The sequence below is a fragment of the Citrobacter sp. Cpa228 genome (genome assembly GCF_030333085.1).
Classification (GTDB): Bacteria; Pseudomonadota; Gammaproteobacteria; order Enterobacterales; family Enterobacteriaceae; genus Citrobacter; species Citrobacter pasteurii.
This window is the reverse complement of record NZ_JAOWGQ010000055.1, coordinates 166771-183291: the sequence shown is the minus strand read 5'-3', so window position 1 is coordinate 183291 and position 16521 is coordinate 166771. Positions and strand designations below refer to the sequence as shown.

Below are 16521 nucleotides of genomic sequence, written 5' to 3'. Positions count from 1 at the left end.
CTCAAGCACCCAGCAAGCGGATCATTTCAGCTTCGTCGATCACGGCAATGCCCAACTCCTGCGCTTTTGCCAGTTTAGAGCCCGCCGCTTCCCCCGCAATCACCAGATCGGTTTTCTTCGACACGCTCCCCGCCACTTTCGCACCCAGCTCGATCAGACGCGCTTTGGCATCATCGCGCGACATCAGACTCAGGCTACCGGTCAGCACAATCGTTTTACCGGCAAACGGGCTGTCGATTTCTTCAGCGTTGATAACCACCGGCGCTGGCCAGTGAATACCCTGCGCCAGTAACTGAACGATCACCTCGCGGTTGCTCTCTTCGGCAAAGAAGTTAAACACGTGAGTGGCCACTACAATGCCCACATCCGGTACTTTTTGCAGCTCTTCAATGGAAGCCGCTTCCAGCGCATCCAGCGTACCGAAGTATGCAGCCAGACCTGCAGCCGTCGCTTCGCCGACTTCACGAATACCCAGCGCGTAGAGGAAACGGGCAAACGTGGTCTCTTTCGCTTTTTCTAGCGCATTCACTACGTTTTGCGCCGACTTCGGCCCCATTCGCTCAAGGCCGGTCAGCTTACCTGCAGTCAACGTGAACAGATCCGCTGGTGTGTGCACGTACTCTTTCTCGACCAGTTGATCGATAATTTTGTCGCCCATGCCGTCAACGTCCAGCGCACGACGGGAAACGAAGTGTTTGAGCGACTCTTTACGCTGCGCACCACAGATTAAACCGCCAGTGCAGCGAGTAACGGCTTCGCCTTCCACGCGTTCAACGTCAGAACCACATACCGGACAATGGGCCGGGAAGACGATTTCACGCGTCTCTTCCGGGCGTTCAGAAAGCACGACGTTCACCACCTGCGGGATGACATCACCCGCACGGCGAATAACGACTTTGTCGCCAATCCGCAAACCCAGCCGCTCGATTTCGTCAGCGTTATGCAGCGTTGCGTTACTAACAAGCACGCCAGCCACCTGCACCGGCTCGAGGCGGGCGACGGGCGTAATCGCGCCGGTACGACCGACCTGAAACTCAACGTCACGAACAAAAGTCATCTGTTCCTGCGCCGGGAACTTAAAGGCTACCGCCCAGCGCGGTGCGCGGGCAACAAAGCCCAGTTGCTCCTGCAGCGCCATGGAGTTGACTTTGACAACCACGCCGTCAATATCGAATCCCAGCGTCGGTCGGTCTTCTTCAACCTTATGATAGTAAGCAAGTACTTCCTCCGGAGAGTCGCAAAGCGCCACTCTGTCGCTCACCGGCAGCCCCCACGCTTTAAATTGCAGCAGGCGACCCAGATGGGTATCAGGCAACTCGCCGCCTTCCAGTACGCCGACGCCATAGCAGAAGAAAGTAAGCGGTCGCTTCGCTGTAATACGTGGATCGAGCTGACGCAGTGACCCGGCCGCCGCGTTACGCGGGTTAGCAAACACTTTGTTGCCAGTGCGGCGTGCTTCTTCGTTGATTTTTTCAAACCCGGCCTGTGGCATAAACACTTCGCCGCGCACTTCCAGGCGAGCCGGAATATTATCTCCGCGCAGCTTCAGCGGAATGGCACGAATAGTGCGGACGTTCGAAGTGATGTCTTCGCCGGTGGTGCCGTCACCGCGCGTCGCGGCGCTGACGAACATACCGTTTTCATACAGGATACTGACCGCCAGGCCGTCCAGCTTAAGCTCGCAGCACCAGGTCAGTTTATCCGTGCTCTTCAGTCTGTCCTGAACGCGCTTGTTAAAAGCAAGGAAGCTCTCTTCGTCAAAAACGTTGTCCAACGACAGCATCGGCACTTCATGGCGAATCTGGCTGAACGCCGCCAGCGGCTCGGCACCTACGCGCTGGGTGGGTGAATCGGGCGTGACAAGTTCAGGATGCTGCACTTCCAGTTCACGCAGTTCACGCATCAGGCGGTCATACTCCGCGTCCGGCAGTTCCGGGGCATCTAAAACATGATACAGATATTCATGATGGCGAAGCGTCGCTCGCAGTTCATTCAGTTGTTGTTCTATAGATTGCATATCACACCATCAATGATAAAAAACCCCCGACAGGCGGGGGTTCAGAAAGGAGAGGTCACGCCAGAGGAAAATCAGGCGTGAGATTCTTTAACTTCGCGGATGCGGTCCTGATACTCGCGCAGTTTCTGCGGCGTCATCATACGACGTTGATCGTCGAGCACCACACCGCCCACTTCATCGGCAATGTGCTGTGCGGACTGCAGCATCAGCTTGAAGTTTTGCAACTCGTCGCCATAGGACGGAACCTGCATAAAGATAGTGACGCCCGGCGTGCTGAAATCGCCGGTCATCTCAGGGTCAAACGTCCCTGGGTTAACCATATTGGCAAGACTGAACAGCGACGGGCCACTACCATCCGGGCTGAGATGACGATGGAAAATGTTCATATCGCCAAATTTAAAACCAGCCTGCTGAATGCTGTTGAGCAACACTTCACCGTTGAGCTCGCTGCCATGATGCGCCGCAACGTTCATAATGATGACCGCTTCTTTACGCTGCGGTTTTTCAGCAACGGGCGCTTCTTCAACAACCGGTTCAGGCTGCGGTTGATGTTCAACGGCAGGCTCTGCGGGCTGGAAGGTCTGTGGCGCAGATTGCGGTGCTTGCTGCACGGGCTGCTGAACCTGCGGGGCGACGGGCTGATGTTGCATCGGCTGCTGCGCAGGTTGCTGCTGAACAGGCTGATGTTGCACTGGCTGCTGCGGTTGTACGGGCTGCTGCGGCTGCTGAACATGCGGCGGTACCGGCGCTTGTGCAGGCTGCTGCGCGTGTTGACGCGGCTGAGCAGACGCATAAGGCGGCTGGTACTGGTGTTGCGGCGACTGAGGAGGAACACCATGTTCCTGCACGTTACCGGGAGCATGATTCACACGATGCACGCGGACTTCGCCCACGCCTTCGTCTTCCTCGACGTTGTCGTCGTAGGAGTCCTCGTCATCACGTTTAGACTTCATGCGTTTCAGTGGGCGATCGCGGAATATAGAAGACCGCTCTTTACGGCTAGTCCAAAAACCATGTACCAGTAAAGCGATTATGGCGATCGCGCCAACAATGATTAATATCAGACGCAAATCCTGCATCATTATATTCTCTGTTGTTCTAACACCTTGCCACCACGGCAAACATTTACTCACTAAGAGTATTTGTCGATTACGCCAAGTGCAAGTGTACTCTTGGCTTTCACAGCATAAAGATGAACAAAATTGTGCTTTTTGCTGTTTTTTCGAACATTTCCGAACAGCTTAACGCTCAACAACCCGGTAAGATACGCAAAGTTTACCAGAGCTTATATAACAAGGAGTATGTCCTGACCATGGTTTCATCATCTGCAGTTGTACCTCGCAGCGGTTTTTACTACTTTTCTCAGGGATGGAAACTCATCACTCAACCGGGAATTCGTCGCTTTGTTATCCTGCCTTTACTGGTGAATATTCTGCTGATGGGCGGCGCATTCTGGTGGCTGTTTACGCAACTTGACAGTTGGATCCCCGCGCTGATGAGCCACGTCCCGAACTGGCTACAGTGGCTTAGCTATTTGCTCTGGCCGATTGTCACGATCTCCGTGCTACTGGTGTTTGGCTACCTGTTCTCTACCATCGCCAACTGGATTGCCGCACCGTTTAACGGCTTATTGGCAGAACAACTCGAAGCCCGCCTGACAGGCGCGACGCCGCCTGACACTGGCGTTCTTGGCATCATGAAAGACGTGCCGCGTATTATGAAGCGCGAATGGCAAAAGCTGGCGTGGTATCTCCCGCGCGCCTTTGTGTTACTGCTCCTCTATTTTATCCCCGGCGTGGGGCAGACCGTCGCACCTGTACTGTGGTTCCTGTTCAGCGCGTGGATGCTGGCTATTCAATATTGTGATTATCCGTTCGACAACCACAAAGTGCCCTTTAAAGAGATGCGTATCGCCCTGCGCACACGCAAAGTCACCAACATGCAGTTCGGTGCGCTAACCAGTCTGTTTACGATGATCCCGGTGCTCAATCTGTTCATCATGCCAGTCGCGGTTTGTGGTGCCACGGCGATGTGGGTAGACTGCTACCGTGCTAAACACGCGTTATGGAAGTAATGCAAAAATGTGTAAAACAGGGGGGGCTTATGCCGTCCCTTATTCCATACTGACGTCGAATATTTCCTTTCTGAATATAGATATGCTAAATCCTTACTTCCCCATACTTTCTCAACAGGTATGCTGAAGCGGTATCCCAATTTCATACAGTTAAGGACAGGCCATGAGTAAGATTTTTGAAGACAACTCGCTGACTATCGGTCATACGCCGCTGGTTCGACTGAACCGTATCGGTAACGGACGCATTCTGGCGAAGGTGGAGTCACGTAACCCGAGCTTCAGCGTCAAATGCCGTATCGGTGCCAATATGATTTGGGATGCCGAAAAACGTGGTGTACTGAAGCCGGGCGTTGAGTTGGTCGAACCGACCAGCGGTAACACCGGGATCGCGCTGGCCTACGTTGCTGCCGCCCGTGGTTACAAACTCACCCTGACGATGCCTGAAACCATGAGCATTGAGCGCCGCAAGTTGCTGAAGGCATTGGGTGCAAACCTGGTGCTGACCGAAGGCGCGAAAGGCATGAAGGGCGCGATTCAAAAGGCAGAAGAGATTGTTGCCAGCGACCCAGAAAAATTCCTGCTGCTGCAGCAGTTCAGCAACCCGGCTAACCCGGAAATCCACGAGAAAACCACCGGCCCGGAAATCTGGGAAGATACCGATGGTCAGGTTGATGTGTTTATCTCAGGCGTAGGTACCGGCGGTACGCTGACCGGGGTGACTCGCTACATTAAAGGAACCAAGGGCAAAACGGACCTCATCACCGTTGCCGTTGAGCCGACAGATTCTCCGGTTATAGCCCAGGCGCTGGCGGGCGAAGAGCTGAAACCGGGTCCGCACAAAATTCAGGGCATTGGCGCAGGCTTCATTCCTGGTAACCTTGACCTGAAGCTTATCGATAAAGTGGTTGCCATCACCAATGATGAAGCGATTTCCACGGCGCGCCGCCTGATGGAAGAAGAAGGTATTCTGGCAGGTATCTCTTCAGGTGCTGCGGTTGCTGCCGCGCTTAAGCTCCAGGAAGATGAATCCTTTACCAATAAGAATATAGTGGTTATTCTACCGTCATCGGGTGAGCGTTATCTGAGCACAGCACTGTTTGCCGATCTCTTCACTGAGAAAGAACTGCAACAGTAATGCCAGCATGTTAAAAACGCGTAAAAAAGCACCCTTTTGGGTGCTTTTTTGTGGCCTGCTTCAAAGTTTCAATCCACCTGGCATTGATTCAACCCGCCGGAACTGGTATTTAACCAAACTAATTATTTTGATGCGCGAAATTAATCGTTACAGGAAAAGCGCTAGCTGAATCGATTTTATGATTTGGTTCAACTCTTCCTTTCGCGGCATAATGTTTAATGACGAACGAAACGTCAGCGGCAAGAAGTTGCCAGCAACGGATTGCACCGAACTCCTTTTGTGTCGCGTCCTGTTTACGTCGGCGCTAACAATACAGGCTAAAGTTGAACCGCCAGGCTAGACTTTAGTTCCACAACACTAAACCTATAAGTTGGGGAAATATAATGTTCCAGCAAGAAGTTACCATTACCGCTCCGAACGGTCTGCATACTCGCCCTGCTGCTCAATTTGTTAAAGAAGCAAAAGGCTTTACATCTGAAATCACTGTGACTTCCAACGGCAAAAGCGCTAGCGCAAAAAGCCTGTTTAAGCTGCAGACTCTGGGCCTGACTCAGGGCACCGTTGTTACCCTTTCCGCAGAAGGCGAAGACGAGCAGAAAGCAGTTGAGCATCTGGTTAAACTGATGGCTGAACTCGAGTAAGTTCAACGAGTTCTTTTAAATATCAGTCACAAGTAAGGTAGGGTTATGATTTCAGGCATTTTAGCATCCCCGGGTATCGCTTTCGGCAAGGCACTGCTGCTGAAAGAAGACGAAATCGTCATTGACCGGAAAAAAATTTCTGCCGACAAGGTTGATCAGGAAGTTGAACGTTTTCTGAGCGGTCGTGCCAAGGCATCTGCGCAACTGGAAGCGATCAAAACCAAAGCTGGTGAAACATTCGGTGAAGAAAAAGAAGCCATCTTTGAAGGGCATATCATGCTGCTCGAAGATGAGGAGCTGGAGCAGGAAATCATAGCCCTGATTAAAGATAAGCACATGACGGCTGACGCAGCTGCACATGAGATTATCGAAGGTCAGGCCACAGCCCTGGAAGAGCTGGATGATGAATACCTGAAAGAACGTGCGGCTGACGTACGTGACATCGGTAAACGCCTGCTGCGTAACATCCTGGGTCTGGCAATTATCGACCTGAGCGCTATCCAGGAAGAAGTTATCCTGGTTGCCGCTGACTTGACCCCGTCAGAAACCGCACAGCTGAACCTCGAAAAGGTGCTGGGTTTCATTACTGACGCAGGTGGACGTACCTCTCATACCTCAATTATGGCGCGTTCTTTGGAACTGCCTGCCATCGTCGGTACCGGTAGCGTCACCTCTCAGGTGAAAAACGACGACTATCTGATTCTGGATGCCGTAAACAATCAGGTTTACGTCAACCCAACTAACGACGTTATCGAACAACTGCGTACCGTTCAGGAGCAGGTTGCTACCGAGAAAGCGGAACTCGCTAAGCTGAAAGATCTGCCGGCTATCACGCTGGACGGTCACCAGGTTGAAGTGTGTGCCAACATCGGTACCGTTCGTGACGTTGAAGGCGCTGAGCGTAATGGCGCTGAAGGCGTAGGTCTGTATCGCACCGAATTCCTGTTCATGGACCGTGAATCGCTGCCGACTGAAGAAGAACAGTTTGCTGCGTATAAAGCCGTGGCTGAAGCCTGTGGCTCTCAGGCGGTCATCGTCCGTACCATGGACATCGGCGGCGATAAAGAGCTGCCGTACATGAACTTCCCGAAAGAAGAGAACCCGTTCCTGGGCTGGCGTGCCGTACGTATCGCCATGGATCGTAAAGAGATCCTGCGTGACCAGGTTCGCGCTATCCTGCGTGCCTCTGCTTTCGGCAAACTGCGCATCATGTTCCCAATGATCATCTCTGTTGAAGAAGTGCGCGCACTGCGCAAAGAGATCGAAATCTACAAACAGGAACTGCGCGACGAAGGTAAAGCATTTGACGAAAGCATTGAGATTGGCGTGATGGTGGAAACACCGGCTGCGGCAACAATTGCGCGTCACTTAGCCAAAGAAGTTGATTTCTTTAGTATCGGCACCAATGATTTAACGCAGTACACCCTGGCAGTTGACCGTGGTAATGATATGATTTCACACCTTTACCAACCAATGTCGCCATCTGTGCTGACGCTGATCAAGCAAGTTATTGATGCTTCTCATGCTGAAGGCAAATGGACTGGCATGTGTGGTGAGCTTGCAGGCGACGAACGTGCTACACTTCTGTTGCTGGGGATGGGTCTGGACGAATTCTCTATGAGCGCCATTTCTATCCCGCGCATTAAGAAGATTATCCGTAACACGAACTTCGAAGATGCGAAGGTGTTAGCAGAGCAGGCTCTTGCTCAACCGACAACGGACGAGTTAATGACGCTGGTTAACAAGTTCATTGAAGAAAAAACAATCTGCTAATCCACGAGATGCGGCCCAATTTACTGCTTAGGAGAAGATCATGGGTTTGTTCGATAAACTGAAATCTCTGGTTTCTGATGATAAGAAAGACACCGGAACTATTGAGATTGTTGCTCCGCTCTCTGGCGAGATCGTCAACATCGAAGACGTGCCGGATGTAGTTTTTGCTGAAAAGATCGTTGGTGATGGCATTGCTATCAAACCAACCGGTAACAAAATGGTTGCCCCTGTAGATGGCACCATCGGCAAAATCTTTGAAACCAACCACGCTTTCTCTATCGAATCCGACAGCGGCATTGAGCTGTTTGTTCACTTCGGTATTGATACCGTTGAACTAAAAGGCGAAGGCTTTAAGCGTATCGCTGAAGAAGGTCAGCGCGTGAAAGTGGGCGACCCGGTAATTGAATTCGATCTGCCGCTGCTGGAAGAAAAAGCCAAGTCTACCCTGACTCCGGTTGTTATCTCCAACATGGACGAAATCAAAGAACTGATCAAACTGTCCGGTAGCGTGACCGTGGGTGAAACCCCGGTTATCCGCATCAAGAAGTAATTCTTGCGTAGGCCGGATAAGGCGTTTACGCCGCCATCCGGCAATCAGGCAATACCTTGCCGGATGGCGCTACGCTTATCCGGCCTACAAAGAATCTCGTATCGTAGGCCGGATAAGCGTAGCGCCATCCGCCATTAAATGTGCGCGGTCATCGGTCGATAATACGCCTCACGCATCAGGATTTTCATGCCCTCCGGCCCGCTCTCCAGCATCCGCCGTTCCGAATCCGCCACCAACAACTCACAGTCGTAACCACCTGCAATACCAAACATGGCTCGCGCCACGCAGATATCTTCCAGCGCCGTTGTCCCGCTGGTGTCAAAATGTCCAACCATACGCCCATTCTGGCGAACCACCAGCCGGTAACTCTTCATCGCGCCTCCCCTGCCGGTGGCAGAATTAACTCATCACAACCGCACTGGTTGGTCCACGTCATCACTTCCAGCACGCGCTGTGCAGCATCGTGCGTGGCAGCAGTAAGTGATTTTCCCAACACGATACCGCTCACCAGTTCAGCGCAGAACAGATCGCCGGTCCCCTTCAGGTCTGTTTTCACCCGCGGATGGGCTAGCACCTCAACCGTTTCAGCTGTCACGACGGCAACCTGAATGACCTCCTCGGTTTCTCCCGGTGCGCTGGTGATTACCACCCATTTCAGCGTATCGGTGAGCAGCGATTTGGCTGCCGATATCGCTTCATCCAGCGTGCGACAAGGTTTACCGCTCAATATCTGCAGCTCAAACACGTTTGGCGTCAGTCCCTGTGCCAGCGGTAGCAGATGCTTGCGATACGCCTGCGGTATTTCGGCCTTTACGTACATGCCGCTGTCCGTATCGCCAATCACCGGATCGACCAGAATACACAGTTCCGGGTGGGTAGCCCGAACGGTCTCCAGCCACTGTGCCAGCAGAGCGATTTGTTCCGCACTTCCCATATACCCCGTGGTCACCGCTTTTAACTCACGTAACGCATCGCGTTCATTTAAGGCGCGAAGATAGCCGCTAAACCAGTCGGCCGGGATAACACCACCATAAAAGGTCTCATAATGCGGTGTATTGCTGAACAGTACCGTTGGGATCGCAGTGACGCGTAATCCCTGCGCTTTGATGGCTGGGACGGCGATACTGTTGCCTACGCTGCCATACACCACCTGTGACTGGACGGCGACGATATCGGTTTGTAACGCCCGATGCTTGTCGTCGAAGAGCACTGACTGTATTTCACTCTCCTGCTGCATAAACTTCTCCTCTCGCTGGACAGCGGGCTATCGCCTCACTATTATCGTCATATGCTAAAATTCATTTTGTCATAGGTCAATAATGATCGACGGAAAAACCGCTAACGAAATTTTTGACAGTATTCGTCAACATGTCGCTACAGGCACGTTGGCAGCAGGAGAAACGTTGCCGCCGGTGCGTGAACTAGCAACAGCATTGAACGTTAACCGTAATACTGTCGCGGCGGCTTATAAACGCCTTGTCACCTCCGGACTGGCGCAGAGCCTCGGACGCAATGGCACAGTGATCAAAGAAATATCTGCCCCCGTTGCGCTGGAAGGTGGCAATCCGGATACCGCGCTCGTCGATCTTTCCGGCGGTAATCCAGCGCCTTCGCGTCTTCCAGACCTCAGCCGTTATTTCGTGCAAATAAATAAGAATCCGCGTTTATACGGCGATGCCGCCGTATCACCCGGTCTTAAAGCGTGGGCCGCGCAATGGATGCAGGACGCAATGCCAGGCAAGGGAGAAATCGATATCACCAGCGGCGCTATTGACGCCATTGAACGTCTACTATGCGCCCATTTGCTACCGGGCGATAGCGTCGCCGTTGAAGATCCCTGTTTTTTAAGCAGCATTAATATGCTGCGGTATGCCGGATTCTCAGCAAATCCTGTCAACGTTGACCACGAAGGCATGCAGCCAGAGATGCTGGAAATTGCGCTACAAAAAGGTGCGCGGGCGGTGATTATGACGCCGCGCGCCCATAACCCGACGGGATGCAGCCTGAGCGCATCCCGCGCGGCGCAATTGCAGGAAATCCTGGCCCGTTATCCGCAAACGCTGGTTATTGTCGACGACCACTTTGCGCTGCTGTCCGCTTGCCGCTGGTATCCGGTGATAGCAAAAGAAACCACCCACTGGGCCGTCATCCGTTCGATGTCTAAAACATTAGGCCCGGACTTACGCCTTGCCATCGTTGCCAGCGATCCGGTTACTTCAGCAAAACTGCGGTTGCGACTCAACTCCGGCAGTCAGTGGGTCAGCCATCTGCTTCAGGATTTAGCCTGCGCCTGCCTGAGCGACGAAGAATATCAACATAAGCTGGTGCAGACTCAGCAGTTTTACGCAACACAGCAGCAAAAACTGACCACCGCTCTCAGAGGATATGGCATTGATCTGCCCGTCGCTGATGGTCTGAATCTGTGGCTGCCTCTGTCGCACCACAGTCAATCACTTGCTTTTGCCCTGGCAAAATCCGGTTGGCTGGTACGCGAAGGTGAGGTGTTTGGTGTGAATACACCATCGCACGGTCTGCGCATTACGCTGTCGACCTTAAACGACAGCGATATTTATAAGCTGGCGGCTGATATTCATCAGGCGCAAAAGCGCTAACAGGAGAGAAAAAGTGCGAGTTCATTTTGTTATTCATGAGTCTTTTGAATCTGCTGGCGCGTATCTGCCGTGGGCAGAACAACGTGGCTATACCATCAGTTGGTCACAGGTTTACGCCGGAGAATCGGTTCCCGCCAATGCCGATGGCTTCGATATGCTGGTCGTCTTTGGCGGTCCGCAGTCTCCACGCACCACGCTGGCAGAGTGCCCGTATTTTGACTCTCAGGCTGAACAGCACCTGATCAATCAGGCGATTTCAGCACGCAAAATTGTGGTGGGGATCTGTTTGGGGTCGCAGTTAATCGGTGAAGCGCTGGGTGCGAAAGTATGCCAGAGCCCGGAAAAAGAGATTGGCCACTACCCGATCGCTCTGACCGAAGCAGGCCAACAGCATCCGTTGTTCAGCCATTTTGGTTCACCGCTTACCGTCGGTCACTGGCACAACGATATGCCGGGATTAACCGATCAGGCGACAATTCTTGCCGCCAGCGAGGGCTGCCCGCGACAAATCGTACAATACGGTAATTTCGTTTATGGTTTTCAGTGTCATATGGAATTCACCGCCGAAGCAATCGAGGGGCTGATTCAGCATTCAGAACAAGAGTTAGCAGAGGCCAAAGGAAAACGTTTTATCCGCTCTGTCGCTGAAATGCGCGAATGGGATTACCAGCAGATGAATGAAAAACTGTGGCAGTTCCTGGATAAACTGGTAGAGAACCGTAACGATTCATCATTGAAGGCCGGATAAAACACGTAACGTCTTATCCGGTGATCGTGTCGTATGTTTGCCTGATGGCGCTACGCTTATCAGGCAAACAAATTAGATCCCTGCGCCCTGGTTAAAGTGCTCCTCGCCAAAAACGCCGGTCGAAAGGTAGCGATCGCCGCGATCGCAGATGATCGCCACCACCACGGCTCCAGGTGTAGCACGTGCCACGCGTAACGCCCCCGCCACCGCGCCGCCAGAGCTGACACCGCAGAAAATGCCTTCACGAACGGCCAGCTCACGCATCGTATTTTCCGCATCGTTCTGATGAATATCCAGCACTTCATCCACCAGCGAGGCGTTAAAAATGCCTGGCATATACTCCGCTGGCCAGCGGCGAATTCCCGGAATACTGCTGCCCTCTTCCGGCTGCAGACCCACGATTGTGACCGATTTTTCCTGTTCACGCAGAAAACGCGACACGCCGGTAATGGTGCCTGTTGTTCCCATACTGGAAACGAAATGGGTAACGCGGCCTGACGTCTGCTGCCAGATTTCCGGGCCGGTTGTGGTGTAATGCGCGTACGGGTTATCCGGGTTGTTGAACTGGTCCAGAAGTTTTCCTTCGCCGCGTTGCGCCATTTCCAGAGCTAAATCACGCGCTCCTTCCATCCCCTGCTCTTTGGTCACCAGAACCAGTTCAGCCCCGTAGGCACGCATCGCCGCACGGCGTTCCTGACTCATGTTGTCCGGCATTAACAGCTTCATGCGATAGCCTTTCAGCGCGGCGATCATCGCCAGCGCAATCCCGGTGTTGCCGCTGGTTGCCTCGATCAGCACATCACCCGGCTGAATTTCTCCACGCTTTTCCGCTTCGACGATCATCGACAGCGCGGCGCGGTCTTTCACCGAACCCGCAGGATTATTGCCTTCCAGCTTGACCCAAATTTCACTACCGTTATCCGGCGTCAGACGTTGTAATTTCACCAGAGGCGTATTGCCAATCGTTTGTTCTAATGTGTTCATGAGTGCTGTCCAATAAAAAGCCGGGTGGCGCTGCGCTTACCCGGCCTACAAAATCACGGCATATGCGGTAGGCCCGGTAAGCATAGCGCCACCGGGCGATAAACCAGCAAATTAACCTATCAGGCAGATTCCGCCAGAGCAAGCTCCGCTTCGCGCGTTTCAATGCGCTGTTCGCCGTTATACAGACGTGCATTTTGCAGCCCAACAAACAGGCGCTCACCGCGACTCGGGGGATTATCGCCCTGCATTACCACCGTCAGCGGCTCGTTATACCACCCCAGCGGCTGCACAACTAATTGGGTGTAGTGACCTTTCGGACTGGCTTCCAGTACCTGAACAGGCAGCGGTGAATCCAGGCTGGTACGGCGGCTGACGTCCACTTCCCACGGACGCAGGAACAGATCCACCGGTCCCTGATAGCCTGGCGTATAGCCCAGCGGCCAGCGGTGTGCGCCGACGTGGAATTGTCCACCGCGAATCGTCCCTTGCAGTCGGTTAACCTCACCCATAAACTCCAGCACAAAGCGGGTAGCCGGTTCGCGCCATACCTGATCGGGCGCATCGGCCTGTTCGATATGGCCCTGGCTCATCACCACCACGCGGTCTGCGACTTCTGTCGCTTCTTCCTGATCGTGGGTAACAAATACGCTGGTGAACTTCAGCTCTTCATGCAGTTGACGCAGCCAGCGACGCAGCTCTTTACGCACCTGAGCATCGAGCGCGCCAAACGGCTCATCGAGCAGCAGGATCTGCGGTTCCACCGCTAACGCTCGTGCCAGCGCCACGCGCTGTTTTTGCCCACCGGAAAGTTGCGCCGGAAAGCGATCCGCCAGATGGGCAAGCTGCACCATCTCCAGCAATTTGGTGACTTTCGCTTTGATGGTCACCGCATTTGGACGCTCGCGACGCGGTAACACCGTCAGGCCAAAGGCGATGTTGTCGAAAACGGTCATATGGCGAAACAGCGCGTAGTGCTGAAATACGAAGCCAACTTTACGATCACGCGCATGTAAGCGACTGACGTCAGTACCATGAAAGCGAATATGCCCGCTGGACTGATGTTCCAGCCCGGCAATAATGCGCAGCAGCGTGGTTTTGCCCGAGCCAGATGGCCCCAGCAACGCGACCATCTGACCTGAAGGAATATCCAGCGAGATATCGTTCAGCACCTGGGTGCGACCAAAAGACTTCTTAATATTGGCAATCTCAATGCTCATGATTTTCCTCCTGCTGCGCGCGTTTCTCCTGGTTCTCCAGACGCCATTGCAACATGCTCTTCAAAAACAGGGTAATAATCGCCATCAGCGTTAACAGCGCCGCGGCGGTAAAGGAGCCGACCGTGTTGTAGTCTTGCTCCAGTAATTCAATTTGTAGCGGCAGAGACAAGGTTTCGCCGCGAATCGAGCCGGAAACCACCGACACCGCGCCAAATTCGCCAATCGCACGGGCATTAGTCAGCACCACGCCGTACAGCAACGCCCAACGAATATTCGGCAGCGTCACACGGCGGAACATCTGCCAGCCGGATGCGCCAAGCAGAACCGCCGCTTCGTCTTCGTTACTGCCCTGACTCAACATCACCGGCACCAGTTCGCGCACCACAAACGGGCAGGTCACGAACACCGTGACCAGCACCATTCCCGGCCAGGCAAACATAATTTGCAGATTGTGTTCATCCAGCCATCCACCCAGCGGACCGTTAGAGCCGTAAAACAGCAGATACACCAGGCCGGCGACCACCGGTGAGACGGCAAACGGAATATCCAGTAAGGTCAGCAACAGCTGGCGTCCAGGGAAGTTAAAACGGGTCACCAGCCAGGCCAGCATCACGCCAAACACCAGATTCACCGGCACCGCAATCAGCGCAATCAGCACCGTTAACCAGATAGCGTGCAGCATGTCCGGGTCGGCCAGGTTCTGTAATACCGGCATTAATCCCTTGCTGAACGCCTGCACGAAGATGTAAATCATCGGCACCAGCAAAATAAACGCGGACACCAGCATGCCTGTGCCGATCAGAAACCATTTCCCCCAGTTAATACGGGGCGCGCCATAGCGTTTCAATTGGGTAATCTCTGCCATCAGTGACCTACCACGCGTCGACCAAAGCGACTTTGCAGGGTGTTAATTGAAAACAGCAGCAACAGCGACGCCCCGAGGATCACAGAGGCAATCGCACTGGCAGCCGGATAGTCAAACTCCTGCAAGCGAACAAAAATCATCAACGAGGTCACTTCCGTTTTCCATGCGATATTTCCGGCGATAAAGATAACGGCACCAAACTCACCGAGGCTGCGGGTAAACGAAAGCGCAACCCCCGCCACCAGCGCGGGAGACAGCTCCGGTAACACCACTTTACGAAAGCTCTGCCAGCGCGTGGCACCGAGCGTTTCCGCCGCTTCTTCATATTCCGGGCCTAACTCTTCCAGCACCGGCTGCACAGTTCGCACCACAAACGGAATACTGGTAAACGCCATCGCCACCGCGATACCGAGCCAGGTGTAAGTCACCTTAATATCCAGCTTCGCCAGCCACTCGCCGTAGAAACCGTTGACCGAAAACAGCGACGCCAGCGTCAGACCCGCCACCGCCGTAGGCAGCGCGAATGGCAGATCCATCAGCGCATCCAGCAGCGTCCGACCCGGAAAACGATAGCGGGTTAAGATCCACGCCATCAGCAGGCCAAACACGCCGTTAAAAATCGATGCCACAAACGCCGACAGCAGCGTCACTTTATACGCCGCCACCACCTGCGGGTTGGTAATCACATCCCAGTATTGCGCCCAGCTCATTTGCGCCAGTTGCATCACCAGCGCGCTAAGCGGCAGCAGCAATATCAGGCAGACAAACAGTAGGCTGGTGCCCAGGCTTAAGGTGAAGCCGGGCAACACGCGTCGGGAAGAAACAGCAAACATTTACTTGCGCCCCGCCGCCAACAGCTTGTCCAGCTCACCACCGCTGACAAAGTGTGTCTTCATCACTTCAGGCCAGGAGCCGAACTTGTCTTCTACGCGGAACAATTCAGTCTGCGGGAATTTATCTTGCTGTTTGTCCATCACCTGCGGGTTATTCACGCGGTAGTAGAAATCGGTAATGATGGTTTGCGCCTGCGGGCTGTACAGCCAGTTCAGATACGCTTTAGCCGCTTTTTCAGTCCCGTTGGCCTGCACGTTTTTATCTACCCAGGCTACCGGGAATTCGGCGAGGATATTGGTTTTCGGGATAACCACTTCAAAACCCTGCGCTTCATACTGTTTGCGAATGTTGTTCACTTCTGATTCGAAGCTGATCAGCACATCGCCCAGGCCGCGCTCTGCAAAGGTGGTGGTAGCACCGCGGCCGCCGGTATCAAACACTTCGACGTTTTTCAGAAACTGGGTCATGAACTGTTCAGTTTTGGCTTTATCGCCACCGTCAGCTTTATCCGCAGCACCCCACGCCGCCAGATAGGTATAGCGCGCGTTACCGGAGGTTTTTGGGTTCGGGAAAATCAGTTTCACATCAGAACGCACAAGGTCATTCCAGTCATGAATATTCTTCGGGTTCCCCTTACGCACCAGGAAGCCCATGGTGGAATAGAACGGCGAGCTGTTATTCGGCAGACGACTTTGCCAGTCGGCCGGGATCAGCTTGCCTTTGTCATGCAGGATCTGCACATCGGTGACCTGGTTATAGGTCACCACATCGGCTTTCAGCCCTTGCAGAATCGCCAGTGCCTGTTTTGATGACCCGGCATGAGATTGTTTAATCGTCAGTTTGTCACCGCCGTTATCCTTCGCCCATTGCTGTTCAAACGGCGGATTAAGGGCGGCAAACAGCTCACGTGAAACATCATATGAACTGTTCAGCAGTTCCGTTGCCTGCGCCTGACCCACCAGCAACAACATTGCAGCAAGCGTCAGGGTTCTTTTTTTCAGTAAGTTAACGGCCATTGCGCACCCTTATAAATTTAATGACTTTCTTATGGCCATCATATTTATAACCGGC

The 16521-nt window shown here is 53.5% G+C and carries 16 protein-coding genes; 7 read left to right on the top strand and 9 right to left on the bottom strand.

Annotation, left to right across the window (positions count from 1 at the left end; genetic code table 11):
• Position 1: 1 nt before the first annotated feature.
• Together ligA and zipA are read right to left on the bottom strand one after the other, a co-directional pair.
• Complete coding sequence (gene ligA / locus OGX91_RS19410; protein ID WP_286627211.1) at positions 2-2017, bottom strand: NAD-dependent DNA ligase LigA; 2016 nt, start codon at positions 2015-2017, stop codon at positions 2-4.
• A 71-nt stretch (positions 2018-2088) separates the two neighbouring features.
• Positions 2089-3099, bottom strand: coding sequence for a cell division protein ZipA (gene zipA, locus OGX91_RS19405; RefSeq protein WP_149692256.1), 1011 nt, complete (start codon positions 3097-3099; stop codon positions 2089-2091).
• A 230-nt stretch (positions 3100-3329) separates the two neighbouring features.
• Between zipA and cysZ the strand changes: the two genes are divergently transcribed.
• The 5 genes from cysZ (at position 3330) to crr (ending at position 8190) form a co-directional block, all read left to right on the top strand.
• On the top strand, positions 3330-4091 hold the full coding sequence (gene cysZ / locus OGX91_RS19400; RefSeq protein WP_086523404.1) for a sulfate transporter CysZ: 762 nt from the start codon (positions 3330-3332) through the stop codon (positions 4089-4091).
• Positions 4092-4254: 163 nt separating this feature from the next.
• The gene (gene cysK, locus OGX91_RS19395; RefSeq protein ID WP_005121957.1) at positions 4255-5226 is read left to right on the top strand and encodes a cysteine synthase A; all 972 of its coding nucleotides are present in this window, start codon (positions 4255-4257) and stop codon (positions 5224-5226) included.
• A 383-nt stretch (positions 5227-5609) separates the two neighbouring features.
• Positions 5610-5867 (top strand): phosphocarrier protein Hpr, encoded by a 258-nt coding sequence (ptsH, locus tag OGX91_RS19390; RefSeq protein WP_002913505.1) that lies wholly within the window; start codon positions 5610-5612, stop codon positions 5865-5867.
• A 45-nt stretch (positions 5868-5912) separates the two neighbouring features.
• Positions 5913-7640: a phosphoenolpyruvate-protein phosphotransferase PtsI gene (gene ptsI / locus OGX91_RS19385; protein ID WP_040231467.1), complete on the top strand. Its 1728-nt coding sequence runs from the start codon at positions 5913-5915 to the stop codon at positions 7638-7640.
• 40 nt (positions 7641-7680) lie between these two features.
• Positions 7681-8190: a PTS glucose transporter subunit IIA gene (crr, locus tag OGX91_RS19380; RefSeq protein ID WP_000522253.1), complete on the top strand. Its 510-nt coding sequence runs from the start codon at positions 7681-7683 to the stop codon at positions 8188-8190.
• Positions 8191-8324: 134 nt separating this feature from the next.
• Here the strand turns inward: crr and OGX91_RS19375 are convergent, their stop codons facing one another.
• Both OGX91_RS19375 and pdxK read right to left on the bottom strand, forming a co-directional pair.
• On the bottom strand, positions 8325-8564 hold the full coding sequence (locus tag OGX91_RS19375) for a hypothetical protein (protein WP_005121950.1): 240 nt from the start codon (positions 8562-8564) through the stop codon (positions 8325-8327).
• On the bottom strand, positions 8561-9427 hold the full coding sequence (gene pdxK / locus OGX91_RS19370; protein ID WP_137378423.1) for a pyridoxine/pyridoxal/pyridoxamine kinase: 867 nt from the start codon (positions 9425-9427) through the stop codon (positions 8561-8563). Before pdxK ends, OGX91_RS19375 begins: the two co-directional genes overlap by 4 nt.
• Before the next feature lie 82 nt (positions 9428-9509).
• Here pdxK and ptsJ point away from each other — a divergent pair, with 82 nt between their 5' ends.
• Both ptsJ and OGX91_RS19360 read left to right on the top strand, forming a co-directional pair.
• Entirely contained in the window at positions 9510-10802 is a 1293-nt protein-coding gene (gene ptsJ, locus OGX91_RS19365; protein ID WP_286627210.1) for a MocR-like B6 salvage transcription factor PtsJ, read from the top strand.
• A gap of 13 nt (positions 10803-10815) precedes the next feature.
• Positions 10816-11550: a type 1 glutamine amidotransferase gene (locus tag OGX91_RS19360; RefSeq protein WP_040233515.1), complete on the top strand. Its 735-nt coding sequence runs from the start codon at positions 10816-10818 to the stop codon at positions 11548-11550.
• A gap of 72 nt (positions 11551-11622) precedes the next feature.
• On the opposite strand, the gene cysM is transcribed toward OGX91_RS19360, so the two are convergent.
• From cysM to cysP, 5 genes are all read right to left on the bottom strand, one after another.
• A complete protein-coding gene (gene cysM / locus OGX91_RS19355; protein WP_040233513.1) occupies positions 11623-12534 on the bottom strand; it encodes a cysteine synthase CysM in 912 nt (303 codons plus the stop codon).
• Positions 12535-12653: 119 nt separating this feature from the next.
• Positions 12654-13751, bottom strand: coding sequence for a sulfate/thiosulfate ABC transporter ATP-binding protein CysA (gene cysA / locus OGX91_RS19350; RefSeq protein ID WP_005121940.1), 1098 nt, complete (start codon positions 13749-13751; stop codon positions 12654-12656).
• The gene (cysW, locus tag OGX91_RS19345) at positions 13741-14616 is read right to left on the bottom strand and encodes a sulfate/thiosulfate ABC transporter permease CysW (protein ID WP_005121938.1); all 876 of its coding nucleotides are present in this window, start codon (positions 14614-14616) and stop codon (positions 13741-13743) included. The genes cysA and cysW overlap by 11 nt, the downstream gene beginning before the upstream one ends.
• Positions 14616-15449, bottom strand: coding sequence for a sulfate/thiosulfate ABC transporter permease CysT (gene cysT, locus OGX91_RS19340; RefSeq protein ID WP_003038061.1), 834 nt, complete (start codon positions 15447-15449; stop codon positions 14616-14618). The genes cysW and cysT overlap by 1 nt, the downstream gene beginning before the upstream one ends.
• Positions 15450-16466: a thiosulfate/sulfate ABC transporter substrate-binding protein CysP gene (gene cysP / locus OGX91_RS19335; RefSeq protein WP_005121936.1), complete on the bottom strand. Its 1017-nt coding sequence runs from the start codon at positions 16464-16466 to the stop codon at positions 15450-15452.
• Positions 16467-16521: the final 55 nt, after the last annotated feature.

Excerpts from the sequence above, each read along its gene's own strand:
- zipA (WP_149692256.1), bottom strand. The coding sequence starts at position 3,099 with ATGATGCAGGATTTGCGTCTGATATTAATCATTGTTGGCGCGATCGCC.
- cysA (WP_005121940.1), bottom strand. The coding sequence starts at position 13,751 with ATGAGCATTGAGATTGCCAATATTAAGAAGTCTTTTGGTCGCACCCAG.
- cysP (WP_005121936.1), bottom strand. The coding sequence starts at position 16,466 with ATGGCCGTTAACTTACTGAAAAAAAGAACCCTGACGCTTGCTGCAATG.
- cysZ (WP_086523404.1), top strand. The coding sequence starts at position 3,330 with ATGGTTTCATCATCTGCAGTTGTACCTCGCAGCGGTTTTTACTACTTT.
- OGX91_RS19375 (WP_005121950.1), bottom strand. The coding sequence starts at position 8,564 with ATGAAGAGTTACCGGCTGGTGGTTCGCCAGAATGGGCGTATGGTTGGA.
- cysM (WP_040233513.1), bottom strand. The coding sequence starts at position 12,534 with ATGAACACATTAGAACAAACGATTGGCAATACGCCTCTGGTGAAATTA.
- cysW (WP_005121938.1), bottom strand. The coding sequence starts at position 14,616 with ATGGCAGAGATTACCCAATTGAAACGCTATGGCGCGCCCCGTATTAAC.
- ptsI (WP_040231467.1), top strand. The coding sequence starts at position 5,913 with ATGATTTCAGGCATTTTAGCATCCCCGGGTATCGCTTTCGGCAAGGCA.
- ptsJ (WP_286627210.1), top strand. The coding sequence starts at position 9,510 with ATGATCGACGGAAAAACCGCTAACGAAATTTTTGACAGTATTCGTCAA.
- ligA (WP_286627211.1), bottom strand. The coding sequence starts at position 2,017 with ATGCAATCTATAGAACAACAACTGAATGAACTGCGAGCGACGCTTCGC.
- pdxK (WP_137378423.1), bottom strand. The coding sequence starts at position 9,427 with ATGCAGCAGGAGAGTGAAATACAGTCAGTGCTCTTCGACGACAAGCAT.
- cysK (WP_005121957.1), top strand. The coding sequence starts at position 4,255 with ATGAGTAAGATTTTTGAAGACAACTCGCTGACTATCGGTCATACGCCG.
- ptsH (WP_002913505.1), top strand. The coding sequence starts at position 5,610 with ATGTTCCAGCAAGAAGTTACCATTACCGCTCCGAACGGTCTGCATACT.
- crr (WP_000522253.1), top strand. The coding sequence starts at position 7,681 with ATGGGTTTGTTCGATAAACTGAAATCTCTGGTTTCTGATGATAAGAAA.
- cysT (WP_003038061.1), bottom strand. The coding sequence starts at position 15,449 with ATGTTTGCTGTTTCTTCCCGACGCGTGTTGCCCGGCTTCACCTTAAGC.